Origin of the sequence: Lentzea nigeriaca, assembly GCF_016907955.1 — a bacterium.
In the GTDB taxonomy this organism is placed as follows: domain Bacteria; phylum Actinomycetota; class Actinomycetes; order Mycobacteriales; family Pseudonocardiaceae; genus Lentzea; species Lentzea nigeriaca.
Map to the genome: position 1 here is coordinate 16,471 of NZ_JAFBCX010000012.1, position 15,809 is coordinate 32,279.

Sequence of the window (15,809 nt, forward strand, 5' to 3'; positions counted from 1 at the left end):
CATTTCACCGGATGTTCCAGGCTTCGGCGTTCTTTTCGTTACCGTCCAAGCCCGTCGGTACCGCACCTTGCGAGTAGTCGGGTGCGATCCGGAAGTCGGCGGTGTCCCGCAACGCGAGCGGGCCGAGCGCCGCCTCGATCTTGGCCTCGCCGAACTTCTTGGGCAGGTCGGCGAGGTTTCCCAGCGCCTTGATGACGATCTCGGCGACACCGGCGAGGTCGGTGGGCACCGGGATGTCCGGGAACTCGCCGGTTCCGCCCAGCCATCTCTTGATCTCCACGCCGACGCCCATCGCGGGATTGGCGAGGGTCAGCGCTCCCGAGAGCGCGTCCATGATCGCCCCGTGCGCGTCCTGGATGTTCTTCTTGACCTCCTTGAAGAAGTCGGTGGTCGCCTTGTCCTGCGCGTCGATCAGCGAGCGTTCGGCGGCACCGGCCACCACGACCCTCTCGGCGTAGCGGTCGAACTGACCGGCGGCACTGCCCTCCCACCTGGCCCCGACCTCGTCCCGGAGCCGGTCCAGGTCGTTCGCGGCGTTGCGCACGTCGGCGAAGACCGCCTCCATGGTCGCCTCGCCCTTCGCGTACAGGTCGTAGTTGATGTTGAGCTTCTCGACGTCGTCGACCGGATCCAGGCCCACCAGCACCATGACCGGCACCAGCGGTCCCGCCATCGTCACGATCTCGGTGTGTTCGGGATTCCGCGAGATCATGAGATCGGCGTCTTCCTGAACGAGTCGAGGATCGCCTCTTCGGTCTTCTCCTCGAGGTCCGCCGTCTCCCGCAGCCCGTCCCGGATCTTGTCCGCCGCCGCCACGAGCTGTCCCACCTCCCGCAGCCGGTTGTCCACGATGCCCACCAACGCGTCCCGCAGGGCCTTCCCCTCCGCGGACGCGCCCCAGTGGTCACCGCCGAACAGCTCCCGCAGTGCGGTCAGCTTCTCGCGGGCCGCGGCCAGTTGCCGTCCCGCGCTCGCCGCGCGGTCGGCCTCAGCGCGCAACAGCTGGATGTCGACCTTCTTGTCCGGCACGCCTTTCCCCCTCACTTCGCGTCAACTGCCTGATCCGGCCGGCCACCTGCGCGGTCGTGGCGGGCAGCACCGTCACCCACCCGTCGCGGCGCAGCTGCAGACAACGGCCGAGCGGGGTGTCGTGGAACGCCACGACATCCGCGACTCCGGGGGTGCTGAACTGCCCCCTGGTGTGCGTCCCTTCGCACAGCCGCACCAGCCCCCGCACGTCGGCTGGGCGTTCTCCCCGTGCCACCAACGCTTCCGCCATCCGGCGCAGGTCGTCCGACGGCACGGCGTCGAGAGCGTCGGCACGCACGTTCACGGCACTGCCGCGAGCCGCGGGCACCTCCCCTGCCAGCAACGCCAGGCTCATCGCCACCGTGTCGGACGCCAATGGCCTCAACGTGATGTTGTGGCCTTCGTGCACGGCGACCACCCCGCGGTTGCCGGACACCGCCCCGCGCGCCCGCAACCGCTTTCCGCCGCCCAGGACCCGGCTGTCCACGGCCCAGTCGTGTTTCGCCAGCACGACGAGGTGCCGTTCGAGGTCGGGGTGGCGCAGCACGCGCTTCGCCCGCGCGACCACCTCGCGGCGCTCGGCCTCGGTGCGTCCCTCGCTCGGCACGTCCAGCACCAGCGGCAGCGGCCCGAGGCCGAGCTCGTGCCAGCACACCTCGAACTCCGTGGTGGACAACGCGATCACTCCGCCTCCTCTCCCAGCACGGCAGGAGCGACACCACTCAGGTCGTCGAGGCCGAAGATGCCGTCGTCGCCCTGGTAGTACCTGTCGGTGTGCTCGGCGTCCTCATCCCTGTGCGCGGCCGCGTGTGGCCCGTAGCCCCCGCCGAGCGCCTGGCCCGCACGGCTCTGGCCCGACAGGCCGCCACGGGCGGAGGACTGCGGTGAGGCGGTGTGCACGCCGGTCCTGTTCCCCGGTGCCACGGCCTGGTCACGTCCTTTGCCGGTGATCGCGCTGCTCCCGAGACCGCCGACGCCCGTCCGGCTCGTTGTCCCGCCACCTGTCCGGCTCGTTGTCCCGCCACCTGTCCGGCTCGTTGTCCCGGCACCTGTCCGGCCAGGTCCGGTGCCATTCGCCCAACCCGTCGAGACCGTGCCGGGAGTGGTGCGGGGCAGGACACCCGGCCTCTCGGTCACCGGGGTACCGGCTCCGCCCACTGGTGTCGGAAGTCCATTGTGGACACTGCTGGCCCTGGTGTTGTTCTGCTGCTGGCCCTGCTGCTCCTGAACGGCTTGCCTGGCCTCGGGGGTCGTGACCGCCGATGTGGTCGTGCGTTCGCGATCCGGCTGGGGCTCCACCTGGCCGGGCTTGTCGTTCTCCTCCTTGTCCTGCTTGGTCTTCTTGTCGTCGTCCTTGTCCTGCTTCTGATCGTGTTCCCCGCTCCTGCGCTGGTCGCCGGTCTTCGCGATGTCCGGCGGCTGCTGGTCGGTGGTCTGCACCGGGCCGACCGGCAGGCAGTCGGTGGCGGGCGGCACGGAGTCGGCCGTGACCCGCGGAACCTCCGCCAGCGCGGGAACGGCCGCGAGGTTCGTGCGCGACGCCGCCTCGTGCGCGTAGAGGATCCGGTTGACCTCCTCGTCGATCGCCTTGCGCCGGGCGGCTTGCTCGTCGAAGTTGGTCTGCACGTCGAACAACCCGCCGCTGGTGGCGTTGAAGCTGTCCGCCAGCGCGTCGTCGAACCCGTACTCTGCCGCCGGCGCCGAACCGGGCGTGAGGCTGCGGGCGCGTTCCACCTGCTCCGCCTGCAGTTCGACGCTGGTCCACGCGTCCCCGGTCAGCTCCCCGGTCTCACCGGACCACGTCGCCGTCTGCTTCATCGCCGCTCCGGCGGCGTCCGCGGCGGCCCCCGACCACGCACCGCCGAGCTTCGTGACGATGTCGTGCAGCCGTTGCTCGGACTCGATCAGCGCCACGCTCAGGCTCCGCAACGCGTCCTGCGCTCCGGTGAGAGCGCTCGGCCCGGTGCCCTGCCTGATCCAGGCGATCTTCTGCTCCAGCGGATATCCCTCGTAGCGGTAGTACCCGATCACCTCGTTCACCCCCTGAACGCCGTCCGGATCTCCTCGTCGGTGAACCCGTAGGCCCGCGCCGACTCCTCGCACTGCGTCGCGACCCCGCGCAGCTCCGTCACGTAGGCGCGAGCCCGCGCGACGTACGAGTCGGGGTTGGTCGCGAGCAGCCGGCCCAGCGCCGCGGCGTAGTCGGCGCTCGCCGGATCACCCATCGCGGGCCTCGTCATCACCTGCTCGGCGAACGCGCTGACGAGCCCGTCGATGCGCTCGGCCTCGGCGTGGAAGGCCGCACCGATCGCGAGGACGTTCTCCTTCTGCACCGTGACGCCGCTTCCCCCTGCATTCATGGATCCGAGTGTGGCGACGGGGGATCGGACGAATCTGGGACGAATCTTGTACGGCTCGCCGTTCCGTTGAGTGAGAACGGAAGTTCTTTCGGGTGAATGCTGCGAGATGCAGGCGATCTACGTCTCGTATATCGCGCGGTCCCCTTCCTGGTGGCCTGTCGTGGCTTGGTTGTGCTCCGTTGAGCCGGGCAGGGGCTTTGCGGTCTGGTCACTGGTCACCGAAAGCCCGGATCGTCACGCCCTCACGCACGTCGCCGCGACTACCGCCAACCGTGCAGGTGGCGGCCATGAGAGCGCGCGATCTTCATGATCGAAGTGCGGTCCCCGCCGAGATCACTCTCAGCGTCACCATCCAAAGAGATAGCTGCGACGGTCTACTGGCTCAGTTGGCTGCAGCACTGCCCGTAGGTGCTGCCGGAGCCGCACCAGCACGGCGCGTTCGGCTCCGGCGGCCACCCGATGGCGAGGTCGTCGTTGAGGGCCTCGATGAGGTAGGCACACAGGGTCTCTTCGTCCATCGGATCGCTGCCGGTGCGGCTCGCGAGCTCGGTCAGGCGGTCCACCACCAGCGGCACGATGACGAAGCGCTCGCCGGATTCGTACATCTCGCGGCGGTCCAGCTCCGCGTCACGCATCAAGGTGTCGACATCGGCGTGGGGCACGAGCTCCGGCCATTTCTCGTGGGCGCGCGGCACCTCGGCACGCGGCCAGAACCCCACGATCGTCCCCTCGATGCCCTCGTCGGACTTCTTGGCGGCCCTCTCGGCGGCCATCGTCGCCCTCGCCTGCCGCACGATCTCCTCGAAGCGGCGTGCCGCAGGCTCGGCCGCCTTGTCCAGATCGTCCTCCGGCAGGCCGAGCTTGTGGCGCACCTCGCGCCGGCTCATGGCGAGAGGTCGGTCGGCCAGGGTGCGGGGTTCCTCCTGAGCGACCGCGAGGTCGTACCAGTTCAGCGCTTCCTCGAACTCGCCGCGTCTGCACATCAGGTCGCCGGCCTGTTCGTACGGGTCGGGGGAGTCCGGCCACGTCTTGCGAAGAGCGCGGAGCTGAGCCCGAGCTTCGCCGTCCTGGCCGAGGTCGAACAGGACCTCGGCCAGGAGGACTCTCGGGTGGTCGTGATCCTCGATGCCGAGCTCGATCGCTTCGGTCAGCAGCTCGATCGCCCGGTCGTGGTCTCCCGCCTCGCGCCACGCCCTGGCGGCGTCCAGCAGAAAGCCCTCCCGATCCTCCTCGAGATCTTCGTCGAGGAGGCGGGCTTTGTCGGCGGCGTCCATTCGGAGCAATCTACCCCGGAAATGGGGGGCGCCTCGGCCGGGGGGGTCGCGGCCGAGGCGCCTCTGTTCGGATGGTCTGGCTAGTGAGAAGTGAACTGGCCGCGAACGGCTCCACCGGGGAACGGACCGGTGTGCAGGTTCGAGTAGAAGTCCTTCGGCGACTTCCTGAGCGCGTCCAGCGTGGCCTTGTCAGCCGCGGCCGTGCCGGAGACCGCGAAGATGCCCTGCGGGACGGCGGTGCCGAAGAACGTGATCTTCACTGGGCCGTTCTGGCCCGCGACGCCCTGGTGGACGTGGCCCAGCGTCGGCGCGTCGATGTTCACCCACGCCAGCGAGAAGTCGACGCCGCTGCCTGAGGGCTGGACGAACGTGACGGCCTGGCCGTCCGGGTCACCGACCTTCGGGCCGTCCTGTACCGGCACCTCGTTGCGGCCGTTGGAGAGCGCGCGGAGCTTGCCGCCCCTGATGATGTCGAGCGGGTTGACGTGCTTGCCGAGAGGCTTGAGCTGCGCGCGGACGGCACCGCCGGGCTTCTCGGTGCTGTGCAGGTTCACGTAGAAGCCGGCCGGGTTCTTGCGGATGTCGTCGGCGAGCTTCGGGTCGATCACGGTCTGGCCGGCGGCCGCGGACAGCGTCTCCGGCATCGGCGTGCTGAAGAGGTTGACCTTCACCGGGCCGTTCTGGCCGGCGTTGCCCTGGTGGATGTGCCCGAGGGTGAGCTGCGAGGTCTTCTTCCACTCGACCGCGAACGTGACGCGGTCGCCGCGCACCTCGACCAGTGCCTTCGCCGAGGCGTCCGAGTCACCGACAGCCGGACCACCCGCTGTGGGGACTTCCTGCTTGCCGTCGAGGTCGGCCGAGAAGAAGACGGGCTTGCCCTTCACCGGGCTGGGTGTGGGCTGCTCCGGCGCGGGCTGCGTCGGAACGGGGTTGTGGCCACCGTGGCCACCGCCGTTGTCGACCTTCGTCGCCGTCGGGTCGGCGGCCGAACCACCGGCATCGATGTTCAGCGTCGGCCCGTCCGGCGTGAAGTTCTGGAAGGCCGAACCGCCGTTCTTCACGACCACGCGGACCTCGATCGGGCCGTTGCCAGGCTTCACGGTGAAGGTGCGCGACTCGCCCTTCTTCGCGCCGTCCAGGCAACGCCCTTCGAGGACGTCGGCTGCGCAGAACGTGGCCTCGTACCCGGCCTGGTTCGTGATCTTGACGGTCACCGCGTCCTGAGCGGCGGACGCCGGCGTCACCACCGCGAGGCCGAGCGTGGCGCCCAGCAGGCATGCGGCAGCGACAGTTTTGTTGCGAGACATGGGATCTACTCCAAGGCTCCTCAGTGGGAGTCGGGGGGTCTGGCGGACCCGACACCACCAACACGGATGCCGATCAGATCCGGTTCAACCAATTTTGGTTGAACCAAAGGAGGCTCGTGGCCGTGTCGTCGTCGGAACAGGGACACCTCGCAAGGAGACGAAGATGCACGCACGTATGGGAATTCTCGCTTTGCCCGCACTGCTCGCGACACTGGTGGCCTGCGGAAACGATGCACCGCAACAGGTTTCGCAGCAGGAGTCGCCGGTGAAGGCCGAGGTGAGGATCGCGCAGTCCGACCTCGGGCCGATCCTGGTCGACCAGTCGGGACGCACGCTCTACGCGTTCACCAAGGACGAGAAGTCGGCCAGCGCGTGCGACGCCGACTGCATCGCCGTCTGGCCTGCCCTCACCTCCGAGTCCACAGTGGACGCGAAGGACGGCGTGGACGCGAAGCTGGTCTCCAAGGTCGAGGAGAGCTCCCAGGCCGTGTACGGAAAGTGGCCCCTCTATTACTACGTGGGGGACAAGGTCGCGGGCGACCTGAACGGCCAGGGCGTCGACGACGAGTGGTTCGCGGTCGCCCCGGACGGCAAACTGGTCAAGAAGACCGTGTGAACACTGAGCCATTCGGGTGTGTCCGGCTAACGGTCACATGAGATGAGTCGACCCCCAAGGTGAACCAGTAGGGGGCGACACATGACCAATGCAGGATTTGACGCGAAGTTCCTCGGGACCATCGCCGGGATGCCGGTGCTGACCGAGTCCGGAGCCGCGGACGCGGTCGAGCTCGACGACTCGACGACGATCCACTACACGCACTTCTCGCTCGCGATGAGCAAGTCGCGCAGGTTCGCGATCTGGGTCGCGTGGAACATCGACGGCGGTGAGCTGAAGGCACTGAGCCGCAGCAACATCCCGTTCGTCAAGGACCCGCGCGTCCCGGCCGAGTTCCAGGTCGGCGACGAGCTCTACCGCGACAACAGGCTCGACCGCGGCCATCTGGCCCGCCGGGCCGACCTCTGCTGGGGCGAGAAGGCGGAGGCGCAGAAGGCGAACAAGGACTCGTTCTTCTTCACGAACATCACACCGCAGATGGACGACTTCAACCAGAGCACCAAGCAGGGGCTCTGGGGCCGGCTCGAAGAGGCCGTGCTCGCGGACGTCGACGTCGACAACCTCAAGGTCAGCGTGTACGGCGGGCCGGTCTTCAACGCCGACGACAGGCTGTTCCGCGGCGTCGCGATCCCGCGCGAGTTCTACAAGGCGATCGCGTTCGTGGTGAACGGCGAGCTGCGCTGCAGCGCGTTCCTGCTGACGCAGAACCTCGTCCTGGCCGAGGCGCTCGACCTGGACGAGTTCCGCGTGTTCCAGGTGTCGCTCACCGAGCTGGAGAAGCGGGTGAACCTCACCTTCCCCGCCGAGCTGCACGCCGCCGACACCGCGTCGGTCCAGCTGCTCGACGAGACCGAGCGCAAGCCGCTCGACAGCCTCTCCGACATCAGGTGGTGACGCGCACGGCAGGTAGTCGCTGACGCAGTTCCTCCAGCCGGGCAAGCGATTCCGGCTGGTGCACGACGAGGTGTTCCAACGCCGGGAGCGCGCGCAGGTCGTCCGCCGACGGCACGCCGAACACCTCGAGCACCGCGATGGTCGGCCACCGCTCCAGCCCCGCCAACGGGTAGGGCGGGCGGTGGTCGATCGCCAGCTCGCGCAACGCGGGCAGGTCCGGCAGCGCGGCCAGCCCGTCGTCGGTCCCCGAGTCGCGGATCTGCAGACGCCGCACCGAGCCGCCTGCGAGCGACGCCAGCTCGACCCGGCTGAAGTGCAGGTGCAGCTCGTCGAGGTCCTTCACCGGCGACAGGTCGATCCGGCCGAGCGGCCGGCACCGGCTCAGGTGCAGCTCCCGCAACGACCGGGAGCCCGCCAGCGGGGAGAGGTCGCGCATGACCTCGTTCTGCCACAGCTCGAGCCGGTGCAGCGACGGCATCGCGCCGAGCGGGTGGAGTGGGTTGATGTTGCCGATGCACCGCACGTACCGCAGCTTCTCCAGGTGCATGATGAACTGGATGCGGTGCCAGCCCCGCACGTCCACCCTGCGGTCGCCGAAGTCCACTTTGGACAGCACTGACCTGGCGTACTTCTCCGCGTCCGGCGTGTTCCGCCACGCCCGCAGCAGCTCGTCGATGACCATCGCGTGATCGACGGCCACGAACTCCGCGATCCGCTCCCACGCGGCCTCACCGCCGATGTTGGCGAGCGTCCGCACGATGTACGCGGCCTCCTCCGCGGCTTCCGGGCCGGGCAACAGGTCCACGACGAACGACCCGGCCTCGGACAACGCGTCGGCGTGCGCGAAGCTCTTCGGCGGGATCAGCGAGGCGGCGGCTCGCGTCACCTGCTCCCGTGCCGTCTCCGGCTCGATCACGTCGGCCTGGTCGAGGCACGCCAGCGCGAGCAGCCGCAGCTTGTCCCGTCCGCGCTCGTCCTTGCGCGTGTCGTCGTTGCCCGCCAACAGTTCCATCAGCACGCGGGCCCGTTCGCGCGGGCGGGCGTGCGCGACCGCCATCACCACGACGTCGTGCCACTCGTCGAGATGTGCCCTGTCCACCAACAGGTTCAGGTCACCGGCGTCGACGACCTCCTTGGCCGCCAGGTAGTCCCGGAACGTCCGGTGCACGAACTGCACCCGCTCGGACGACACCTCCCGCAGCAGTCCCGCCCGTTCGAGCAACCGCTGCATCGCCTCGTCCGGGTCGAGGTCGTGCGACCGCAACCCGCGCATCGCGTTCCCGAGCCGGTGCACGGCCTCCGAACGCGGCACCATCAGCTCCCGGTTTCGCACCAACGAGTACGCGAACCGTTGCAGCAGAACGAGTTGCTCCTCCTTGGAGAACGACGGCAGTGCCAGCCCGCGGTCCTCGTCCCACCGCACCAGCAACAGGTCGAGAGCCGCCTCGTAGAGTGACCGCCGATCGCGCGGCAGGTGCATGTTCCGGTCCTGGTGCAACGCGCACAACAGCCCGGCCAGCAACGGGCTCGACGCCAGCCGCCGCAGGTCGGGCCGCCTCGCCAGCGTTGAGATCAGTCGCCCTTCGCACTCGGTCAGCCACACCCGCGCGTCGCGGGTCAGCCCAGGCTCGTCGCGCGCGGCGGTGTGCCAGGCCTCCACGAAGTCGCGGACTCCCTTGTCGCTCAACGGCAACAGGTCGAACGCCGTGAAGCCGCACTCCTCCATCCAGTCCTCCGGTACGGCGGCGGGACGGGTGGTGATCGCGTACCGCGCCTCCGGATAGGCGTTCACCAGCCGGCAGAGCCACTGGCGCGCCTCCTCCCGCCGTTCCGACACCAGTTCGTCCACGCCGTCGACGAGAACCAGCGCCCGCCCCTCCCGCAGCCGCGCGGTGACCCATCCCGCCGGCTTCTCCTCCTCGATCATCGAGGCCGTCGACGAGATGAACTCCTCGGGCTTCGGCAGCGTCGTGTACTGCCGCAGCGGCACGAAGAACGGCACCAGCCCCAGCCACTCGTTGCCGGAGGTCCGCGTCTCGCCCAGCGCGTTCATCGCGAGCCAGCGCAGGAACGTCGTCTTGCCCGCGCCCGCACCACCCCGGATCAACACCCGAGGCGTGTCCGCCAGCGCGGCCGCCACCGGCAACCCGGCCCCTGTCAGCTCGTCGGTGTCGCCGACCCGTGCCACCGCGAGCGACACGTACGAGCTGTCGAACGAGTGCCGCCGCGGCGCCCGGCCCCGCGACACCCCGAACAGCTCCAGCCCGCCCAGCGAGTGCGCGACCTGGTCGGCGTAGCGGTCCTCGAAGTCCCGATGCGCCGCCACCAGAGCCAGCTGCTGCTGGTCAGCGAGCCGGGCCACGGCATCCGCTGTCGCCCGGCCGATCCGGAACGTCTCCACCGCGAGCCGCCGCGCGTACTCCGGTTGCGACCACACCAGTTCCACGACGGCGACGCACACCCGCAGCAGCAACGCGTCGTAGACGGCCGTCGCCAGGTCGGACAGGCCGGCCGACCGCCGGATCTTCTCGGACCGGGACAGCACGTGCGCCCGCAACGACTCGGGCGTCAGCATCACCCGCAGCGCCTCGTCGTCCCGCAGCGGCAACGCGGCCTCGATCGACTCGCGCGCCGCGTCCACCGCGGCCTGCCACTCGTGCTGCTCGACGGTGCTCAGCTCACCGCGGGAGAGCTCGGCGCTCACCCGTTCGACCAGCGGTCCCGGCCTGGTCAGTTCTCGTTGGCGCTTCTTGTCCTTGGCGCCTTTGTGCACCACGTCGAAGAGACCGACCAGCACGCGCTCCAGCACGGTCTCCAGCACCATCAGCAGCCCGGCGGAAAACGGATCGGCCATATCTCCAGTATCAGCGCGTGATCACCGGCCGAACCGGGACTTCACCAGGTGTTCATGCGGGTACCGCGACCTTGCGGACGTGGCCGATGTCGAACTCCCGCGTCGACCCGTCCTCGCACTCCGCGCTCAGCACGCCTTCCAGGTGCTTGGCGGGCGTGATCACGTGCGTCTCCAGCTGCCGCGGACCACTCGCGTACCTGATCTCGACCCGGTTGCCGTCCACCAGCGCCGACGCGAGGATCAGCACCTCCTCGTCACGCAGGAAGACGTTCTGGTCGCGCAGCATCCGCGCCGCGTTGGCCCGCGGCGTGCCCCGCCGGACCGTCGGCCGTTCCTGCTCGACCAGCCGGACTGCGAGCTGGGTCAGCTCCAGGTCGTCCATCTCGGTGCGCCACCACCGGTCGGGCCGCCGCTCGCCGCGAGCGGGCGCCCGCCGTCGTTCGACCTGCTCCACAATGGACTGATCACCGGCATCCAGCCCGGTCGGCGCGTACCCGGTCCTGCGCAACGCCGCGAGCGTCTCCGCCATCGGCTGCGCGGACGCCAGCACCGTCGGCGTGAGGAACCGCAGCTTCAGCGACGCCAGCCGCTTCGACCTCGCGATCTCCTGCAGCAGCGCCGGATCCTGCGACCGCACGCAGCTCGCCACGTCGGTCACGGTCAGCTGCCCGTGCCGCCGCGCCACGTCCCGCACCTGGTACTCGATCACCTGCGGCAACGGCGCTTCCGACACGGCGGCGAGCTTCGCCAGCACCTGCTCGGCCGTGAGCCCGGTGTCCAGCGCACGCCGCACCGACCCGGCGGACAGGCGCCACACCCGTGCCGCGTCGTTGTCCTCCAGGTCCGCCACCAGGTTCAGCGTCGCGCTCAGGTGCGGCGACGGCAGCCCGTTCACCACCGCGGTCATGTCCGTCTGGAAAGCGGCCTTCTCGGTGGCGGGCGGCATCAGGTCGGTGGCGGCGGCCTCGACGTCACCCTCGTCCTTCACGGCCACTCCCAACGGCGTCAACGCGCCACCGGCGACCAGTCCCAGCGACTCGATCTCGCTGATCACGGCCGCGGTCGCACGTGGATCGTGCACGGCCGGTCGCTCCCACACGAGGTCGTCGACCAGTTCGGTGACGTCCACGAAGGCCTGGTCGGCCGAGAACCGCTCCAGCGTCGTGCGCCGCAACGCGAGCCCGGCGGCACCGGGGTAGTCGCGCAACGCCGCCCGCGCCTGGTCCGGCTCAGGCCGCCAGTCCATCCGCCGCCAGGCGTCGACGAGCGCCGCGAGCCGGGCGCCCGGATGCGAGTCGAGCCAGGCGTCACCGTGCCTGGTCGGCAGCAGCCGGTGGCGTTCGACCCCGATGAGCTGGGCCTCGACCGCGAGCTCCAGCCACAGCCGCAGCACGGAGTCCGCGACCCGTAACGCCCGCGCCACCCGGCGGATCTCGACCGTTGCCACGCCACCGGTGTAGCGGGCGTCGAACCCTTCCTGCTCGCAGTGCGCCAGCAACCGTGCGACACCGTCCACAGTGGACATCGCGACGACCACGGGCGTCACCGCCGACGCCCTGCGCAGGCGCGGGGCCGGAGGTCGCGACGTGAGCTGGTCGCGCACGGCCCCGGTCGCGCGCACCGAGTTCACCGCGATGAGCTTCGCCCCGTCCGGCCACGCCAGCGCGCGTTCCTTGAGCCGGCCGAACGCCCGCTCGAACTCGCCGACGGAACAGTGCAGCTCGGAGCACACCTGATCGATCGTCCCGGTGTTGCCCATCGCCACGATCGAACCGAGCACGTCGAGCGCGCCCTGGTCCAGTGTGTCCTCGGCGGCGTGCACCGAGTCGGAGTCGGTGAGCTGCGTCGCGAGGTCCTTCAGCGTCCGGATGTAGCGGTCCGCCACGTCGCGCCGGTGCAGGAGTATCGCGGCCACCTCGTCCGGCTCGAGTCGGTGAAGCCAGGTCGCGAGCGCGTTGATACGGCGGGCCATTCATCTGATTATGGCCGTGATTGTGTGCGTTCAAACGAATTTCACGCGCTTGGGCGATCAGCCTAGGCTGTTGCGGTGACGTTCAGCGGTTTCGGCGAGTACGCCATCGACTTCTACGACGGTCTCGAACTGGACAACTCGAAGGCGTACTGGGACGACAACAAGGAGACGTACCTGCGCGACGTGAAGGCGCCCATGGAGGCCCTGCTCGCGGCGCTGGAGAAGGAGTTCGGCGAGGGCAAGGTGTTCCGGCCGTACCGGGACGTGCGGTTCGCCAAGGACAAGACGCCGTACAAGACGCACTGCGGAGGCGTTGTCGAGAAGGGCCGCGGCGGCGGCGCGTACTACGTGCAGGTGAGTTCGGAAGGTCTGGCGACCGGTGGCGGGTCGTACCACATGGCTTCCGACCAGCTCGCTCGCTACCGCGCCTCAGTCGACGCGCACGGCGTGCTGCTGCGCAAGATCATCGACAAGCTGGTCAAACAGGGCTGGGAGCTGCACGGCGACGTGATGAAGTCGAAGCCCCGCGGGTTCGCCGACGACCACCCGCACCTCGACCTGCTCAGGCACCGGTCGATCTGGGTGCGGAAGGTCTGGGAGCCGGACGACGTGCTGCACGAGCCGGCGTGCCTCGACCGCGTGCGCAAGTCGTGGCGGCAGCTCAAGGACTTCAACGCGTGGTGCGAGGACCACGTCGGCGTATCCGAGTCCAGGTGAACCAGCCGAGCGCGATGCCCAGCACGTCGACGAGCGCGTCCAGCACGTCCCCGCTGCGGTGCAGTGGCGTGATCAGTTGCTGCAGCACTTCCGAAACGCCTGCGTAGACCACCAGCAGCGGAAGAATGCGAGAAATCTTCGCATAAAGGCCGGTGTAGGCGAGCAACGCGAACAGCAGGGTGTGGATGACCTTGTCCGTACCCGGCGGCGCGGTGGGCACACCTGACTCGGGGGTGAACAAAACGACGACGCTGAGCAACGCGGCGGTCACGAACGGAAGGAATCGCCCCATTGCCAGAACATTACCCACGGGTAGTTCGGGATCGGTCCAGGAACCAGGACTAGTCTCTCTAGACGTGAGTCGACGCGCAAAGATCGTCTGTACCCTCGGTCCCGCCACTGGCACGCCGGACAAGGTCCGCGACCTGGTAGCGGCCGGTATGGACGTGGCCAGGATGAACTTCAGCCACGGCAGCCATGCCGACCACAAGCAGGTCTACGACATGGTCCGAGCGGCAGCCGACGAGTCGGGTCGCGCCGTGGGCATCCTGGCCGACCTCCAGGGCCCGAAGATCCGGCTCGGCCGGTTCGCAGCGGGTCCTGTCGACTGGAACACCGGCGACGTGGTCCGCATCACCGTCGAGGACGTCGAAGGCACGCACGACCGCGTGTCCACGACGTACAAGGAGCTCGCGAAGGACGCCAAGGTCGGCGACCGCCTGCTCGTGGACGACGGCAAGGTCGGCCTCGTGGTCGTCGACGTCGAAGGTTCCGACGTCGTGTGCGAGGTCACCGAGGGTGGACCTGTCAGCAACAACAAGGGCCTCTCCCTGCCCGGCATGGACGTCTCCGTGCCCGCGCTGTCGGAGAAGGACATCGAGGACCTCGAGTTCGCGCTCCAGCTGGGCGTGGACTTCATCGCTCTGTCGTTCGTGCGCTCCCCGGCGGACATCGACCTGGTCCACCAGGTCATGGACCGGTCCGGCCACAGGCGCCTGCCGGTGATCGCGAAGATCGAGAAGCCGGAGGCCGTGGACAACCTCGAGGCCATCGTGCTGGCCTTCGACGGCGTCATGGTCGCCCGCGGCGACCTGGGCGTCGAGCTGCCGCTGGAGCACGTGCCGCTGGTGCAGAAGCGCGCGATCCAGATCGCCCGCGAGAACGCCAAGCCGGTCATCGTCGCGACCCAGATGCTGGACTCGATGATCGTCAACTCCCGCCCGACCCGCGCCGAGACGTCCGACGTCGCGAACGCGGTCCTCGACGGCGCGGACGCCCTGATGCTCTCCGGCGAGACCTCGGTCGGCCGCTACGCCATCGAGTCGGTCAAGACCATGGGCCGCATCATCGAGGCCGTCGAGACCGAGTCGGTCGTCGTGCCGCCGCTGACCCACGTCCCGCGCACCAAGCGCGGCGTGATCTCCTACGCGGCCCGCGACATCGGCGAGCGCCTCAACGCCAAGGCCCTGGTCGCCTTCACTCAGTCCGGCGACACGGTCCGCCGCCTGGCCCGCCTGCACACGCACCTCCCGCTGCTCGCGTTCACGCCGGAGCAGTCGGTGCGCTCGCAGCTCGCGCTGACGTGGGGCACCGAGACCTTCCTGGTTCCTCGCGTGGAGTCCACCGACGAGATGGTCCGCCAGGTCGACACGTCCATGCTGGAGATCGGCCGCTACTCGGCCGGTGACCTCATGGTCGTCGTCGCCGGATCGCCGCCTGGCACCATTGGGTCGACGAACCTCATCCGGGTGCACCGGCTGGGGGAGGACGACCACGCTTAGGAGTTCGACGTGACCGAGGCAGCCCGCGCCGTTGCCGCGAGCCCATCAGGGCTGAGTGGACAATCCGCAGTGGACGACCTGGTCGCGTTGCTCGACCTGGAACGCATCGAGGAGAACATCTTCCGCGGTGTGTCGCCCGCCGAGTCGCCAGTGCGCGTCTTCGGCGGGCAGGTGGCGGGCCAGGCCCTGGTAGCCGCCGGTCGCACGGTCCCGGTGGAACGCCGCGTGCACTCGCTGCACTCGTACTTCATCCGGCCGGGCGACCCGCGCGTGCCGATCGTGTACGAAGTGGACCGCATCCGCGACGGCCGCTCCTTCACCACCCGCCGCGTCGTGGCCATCCAGCACGGCAAGGCGATCTTCGCGCTGTCCGCCTCGTTCCAGCTGGAGGAGCAGGGCGTCGAACACGCCGCCCCGATGCCCGCGGTGCCGGACCCGGAGTCGCTGCCGACGTGGCACGAGGCAGCCGAGGGCTACCTGCTGCACTCGTCGAAGTTCCCGCGCCCCATCGACGTGCGCTACGTGACCGAGCCGCCGTGGGAGTCGCGAGAGGACGGTCCCGGCGAGGCCGCGTCACGGGTGTGGATGAAGGCGGACGGCAAGCTGCCGGACGACCCGATGCTGCACATCTGCATCATGACCTACGCCTCGGACATGACCCTGCTGGACGGAGTCCTGGCCAAGCACGGCGTGTACTGGGGACTGGACAAGGTCCTCGGCGCGTCCTTGGACCACGCGATGTGGTTCCACCGGCCGTTCCGAGCGGACGAGTGGTTGTTGTACGACACCGCTTCGCCGTCCGCTTCCGGGAATCGCGGGCTGGCGACCGGGCAGTTCTTCTCGGGGGACGGGCAGCTGGTGGCGACTGTCGTGCAGGAGGGCCTGATCCGGGTCCTCAAGCCGTCACCCGACGGGGTCTGAGTTCGCACCCCTGTTCGAGTGATCAAGCCGGGCCCGCGTTGAGCCGATGCCTAGACTGACTGGTAGCGGATACTCCGGGGCGGA

At 69.1% G+C, this 15,809-nt stretch carries 15 protein-coding genes; 5 read left to right on the forward strand and 10 right to left on the reverse strand.

Annotated features, from left to right (window positions below; all coding sequences use genetic code 11):
- Positions 1-4: 4 nt before the first annotated feature.
- From JOD27_RS32690 to JOD27_RS32720, 7 genes are all read right to left on the reverse strand, one after another.
- Positions 5-712, reverse strand: coding sequence for a hypothetical protein (locus JOD27_RS32690; RefSeq protein ID WP_204766174.1), 708 nt, complete (start codon positions 710-712; stop codon positions 5-7).
- The gene (locus tag JOD27_RS32695) at positions 709-1,029 is read right to left on the reverse strand and encodes a hypothetical protein (RefSeq protein WP_204766175.1); all 321 of its coding nucleotides are present in this window, start codon (positions 1,027-1,029) and stop codon (positions 709-711) included. Before JOD27_RS32695 ends, JOD27_RS32690 begins: the two co-directional genes overlap by 4 nt.
- A complete protein-coding gene (locus JOD27_RS32700; RefSeq protein ID WP_204766176.1) occupies positions 989-1,714 on the reverse strand; it encodes an ESX secretion-associated protein EspG in 726 nt (241 codons plus the stop codon). The genes JOD27_RS32695 and JOD27_RS32700 overlap by 41 nt, the downstream gene beginning before the upstream one ends.
- Positions 1,711-3,069 carry a PPE domain-containing protein gene (locus JOD27_RS32705; RefSeq protein ID WP_204766177.1) on the reverse strand — a complete coding sequence of 453 codons (1,359 nt, stop codon included), beginning with the start codon at positions 3,067-3,069 and terminating at the stop codon, positions 1,711-1,713. Before JOD27_RS32705 ends, JOD27_RS32700 begins: the two co-directional genes overlap by 4 nt.
- Positions 3,066-3,389: a hypothetical protein gene (locus JOD27_RS32710; RefSeq protein WP_204766178.1), complete on the reverse strand. Its 324-nt coding sequence runs from the start codon at positions 3,387-3,389 to the stop codon at positions 3,066-3,068. The genes JOD27_RS32705 and JOD27_RS32710 overlap by 4 nt, the downstream gene beginning before the upstream one ends.
- A gap of 374 nt (positions 3,390-3,763) precedes the next feature.
- Positions 3,764-4,663 carry a tetratricopeptide repeat protein gene (locus JOD27_RS32715; RefSeq protein ID WP_204766179.1) on the reverse strand — a complete coding sequence of 300 codons (900 nt, stop codon included), beginning with the start codon at positions 4,661-4,663 and terminating at the stop codon, positions 3,764-3,766.
- 80 nt (positions 4,664-4,743) lie between these two features.
- Positions 4,744-5,970, reverse strand: coding sequence for a CHRD domain-containing protein (locus JOD27_RS32720; protein WP_204766180.1), 1,227 nt, complete (start codon positions 5,968-5,970; stop codon positions 4,744-4,746).
- Between the two features lie 163 nt (positions 5,971-6,133).
- Here JOD27_RS32720 and JOD27_RS32725 point away from each other — a divergent pair, with 163 nt between their 5' ends.
- Entirely contained in the window at positions 6,134-6,586 is a 453-nt protein-coding gene (locus JOD27_RS32725) for a COG4315 family predicted lipoprotein (RefSeq protein ID WP_204766181.1), read from the forward strand.
- Positions 6,587-6,667: 81 nt separating this feature from the next.
- Entirely contained in the window at positions 6,668-7,480 is an 813-nt protein-coding gene (locus JOD27_RS32730) for a DNA/RNA non-specific endonuclease (RefSeq protein ID WP_204766182.1), read from the forward strand.
- Here the strand turns inward: JOD27_RS32730 and JOD27_RS32735 are convergent.
- On the reverse strand, positions 7,470-10,334 hold the full coding sequence (locus tag JOD27_RS32735; RefSeq protein ID WP_204766183.1) for an NACHT domain-containing protein: 2,865 nt from the start codon (positions 10,332-10,334) through the stop codon (positions 7,470-7,472). The two genes, JOD27_RS32730 and JOD27_RS32735, sit on opposite strands and share 11 nt — an antisense overlap.
- 52 nt (positions 10,335-10,386) lie before the next feature.
- Complete coding sequence (locus JOD27_RS32740) at positions 10,387-12,306, reverse strand: helicase-associated domain-containing protein (protein WP_204766184.1); 1,920 nt, start codon at positions 12,304-12,306, stop codon at positions 10,387-10,389.
- A 75-nt stretch (positions 12,307-12,381) separates the two neighbouring features.
- Between JOD27_RS32740 and JOD27_RS32745 the strand changes: the two genes are divergently transcribed.
- The gene (locus tag JOD27_RS32745) at positions 12,382-13,023 is read left to right on the forward strand and encodes a DUF2461 domain-containing protein (RefSeq protein WP_204766185.1); all 642 of its coding nucleotides are present in this window, start codon (positions 12,382-12,384) and stop codon (positions 13,021-13,023) included.
- On the opposite strand, the gene JOD27_RS32750 is transcribed toward JOD27_RS32745, so the two are convergent.
- Positions 12,977-13,294, reverse strand: coding sequence for a VanZ family protein (locus tag JOD27_RS32750; RefSeq protein WP_307830463.1), 318 nt, complete (start codon positions 13,292-13,294; stop codon positions 12,977-12,979). The genes JOD27_RS32745 and JOD27_RS32750 overlap by 47 nt on opposite strands.
- Before the next feature lie 85 nt (positions 13,295-13,379).
- On the opposite strand from JOD27_RS32750, the gene pyk reads away from it, so the two are divergent.
- Positions 13,380-14,804: a pyruvate kinase gene (gene pyk / locus JOD27_RS32755; protein WP_204766187.1), complete on the forward strand. Its 1,425-nt coding sequence runs from the start codon at positions 13,380-13,382 to the stop codon at positions 14,802-14,804.
- Positions 14,805-14,813: 9 nt separating this feature from the next.
- Positions 14,814-15,725, forward strand: coding sequence for an acyl-CoA thioesterase II (tesB, locus tag JOD27_RS32760; protein WP_204766188.1), 912 nt, complete (start codon positions 14,814-14,816; stop codon positions 15,723-15,725).
- The last annotated feature ends 84 nt before the right edge of the window (positions 15,726-15,809 follow it).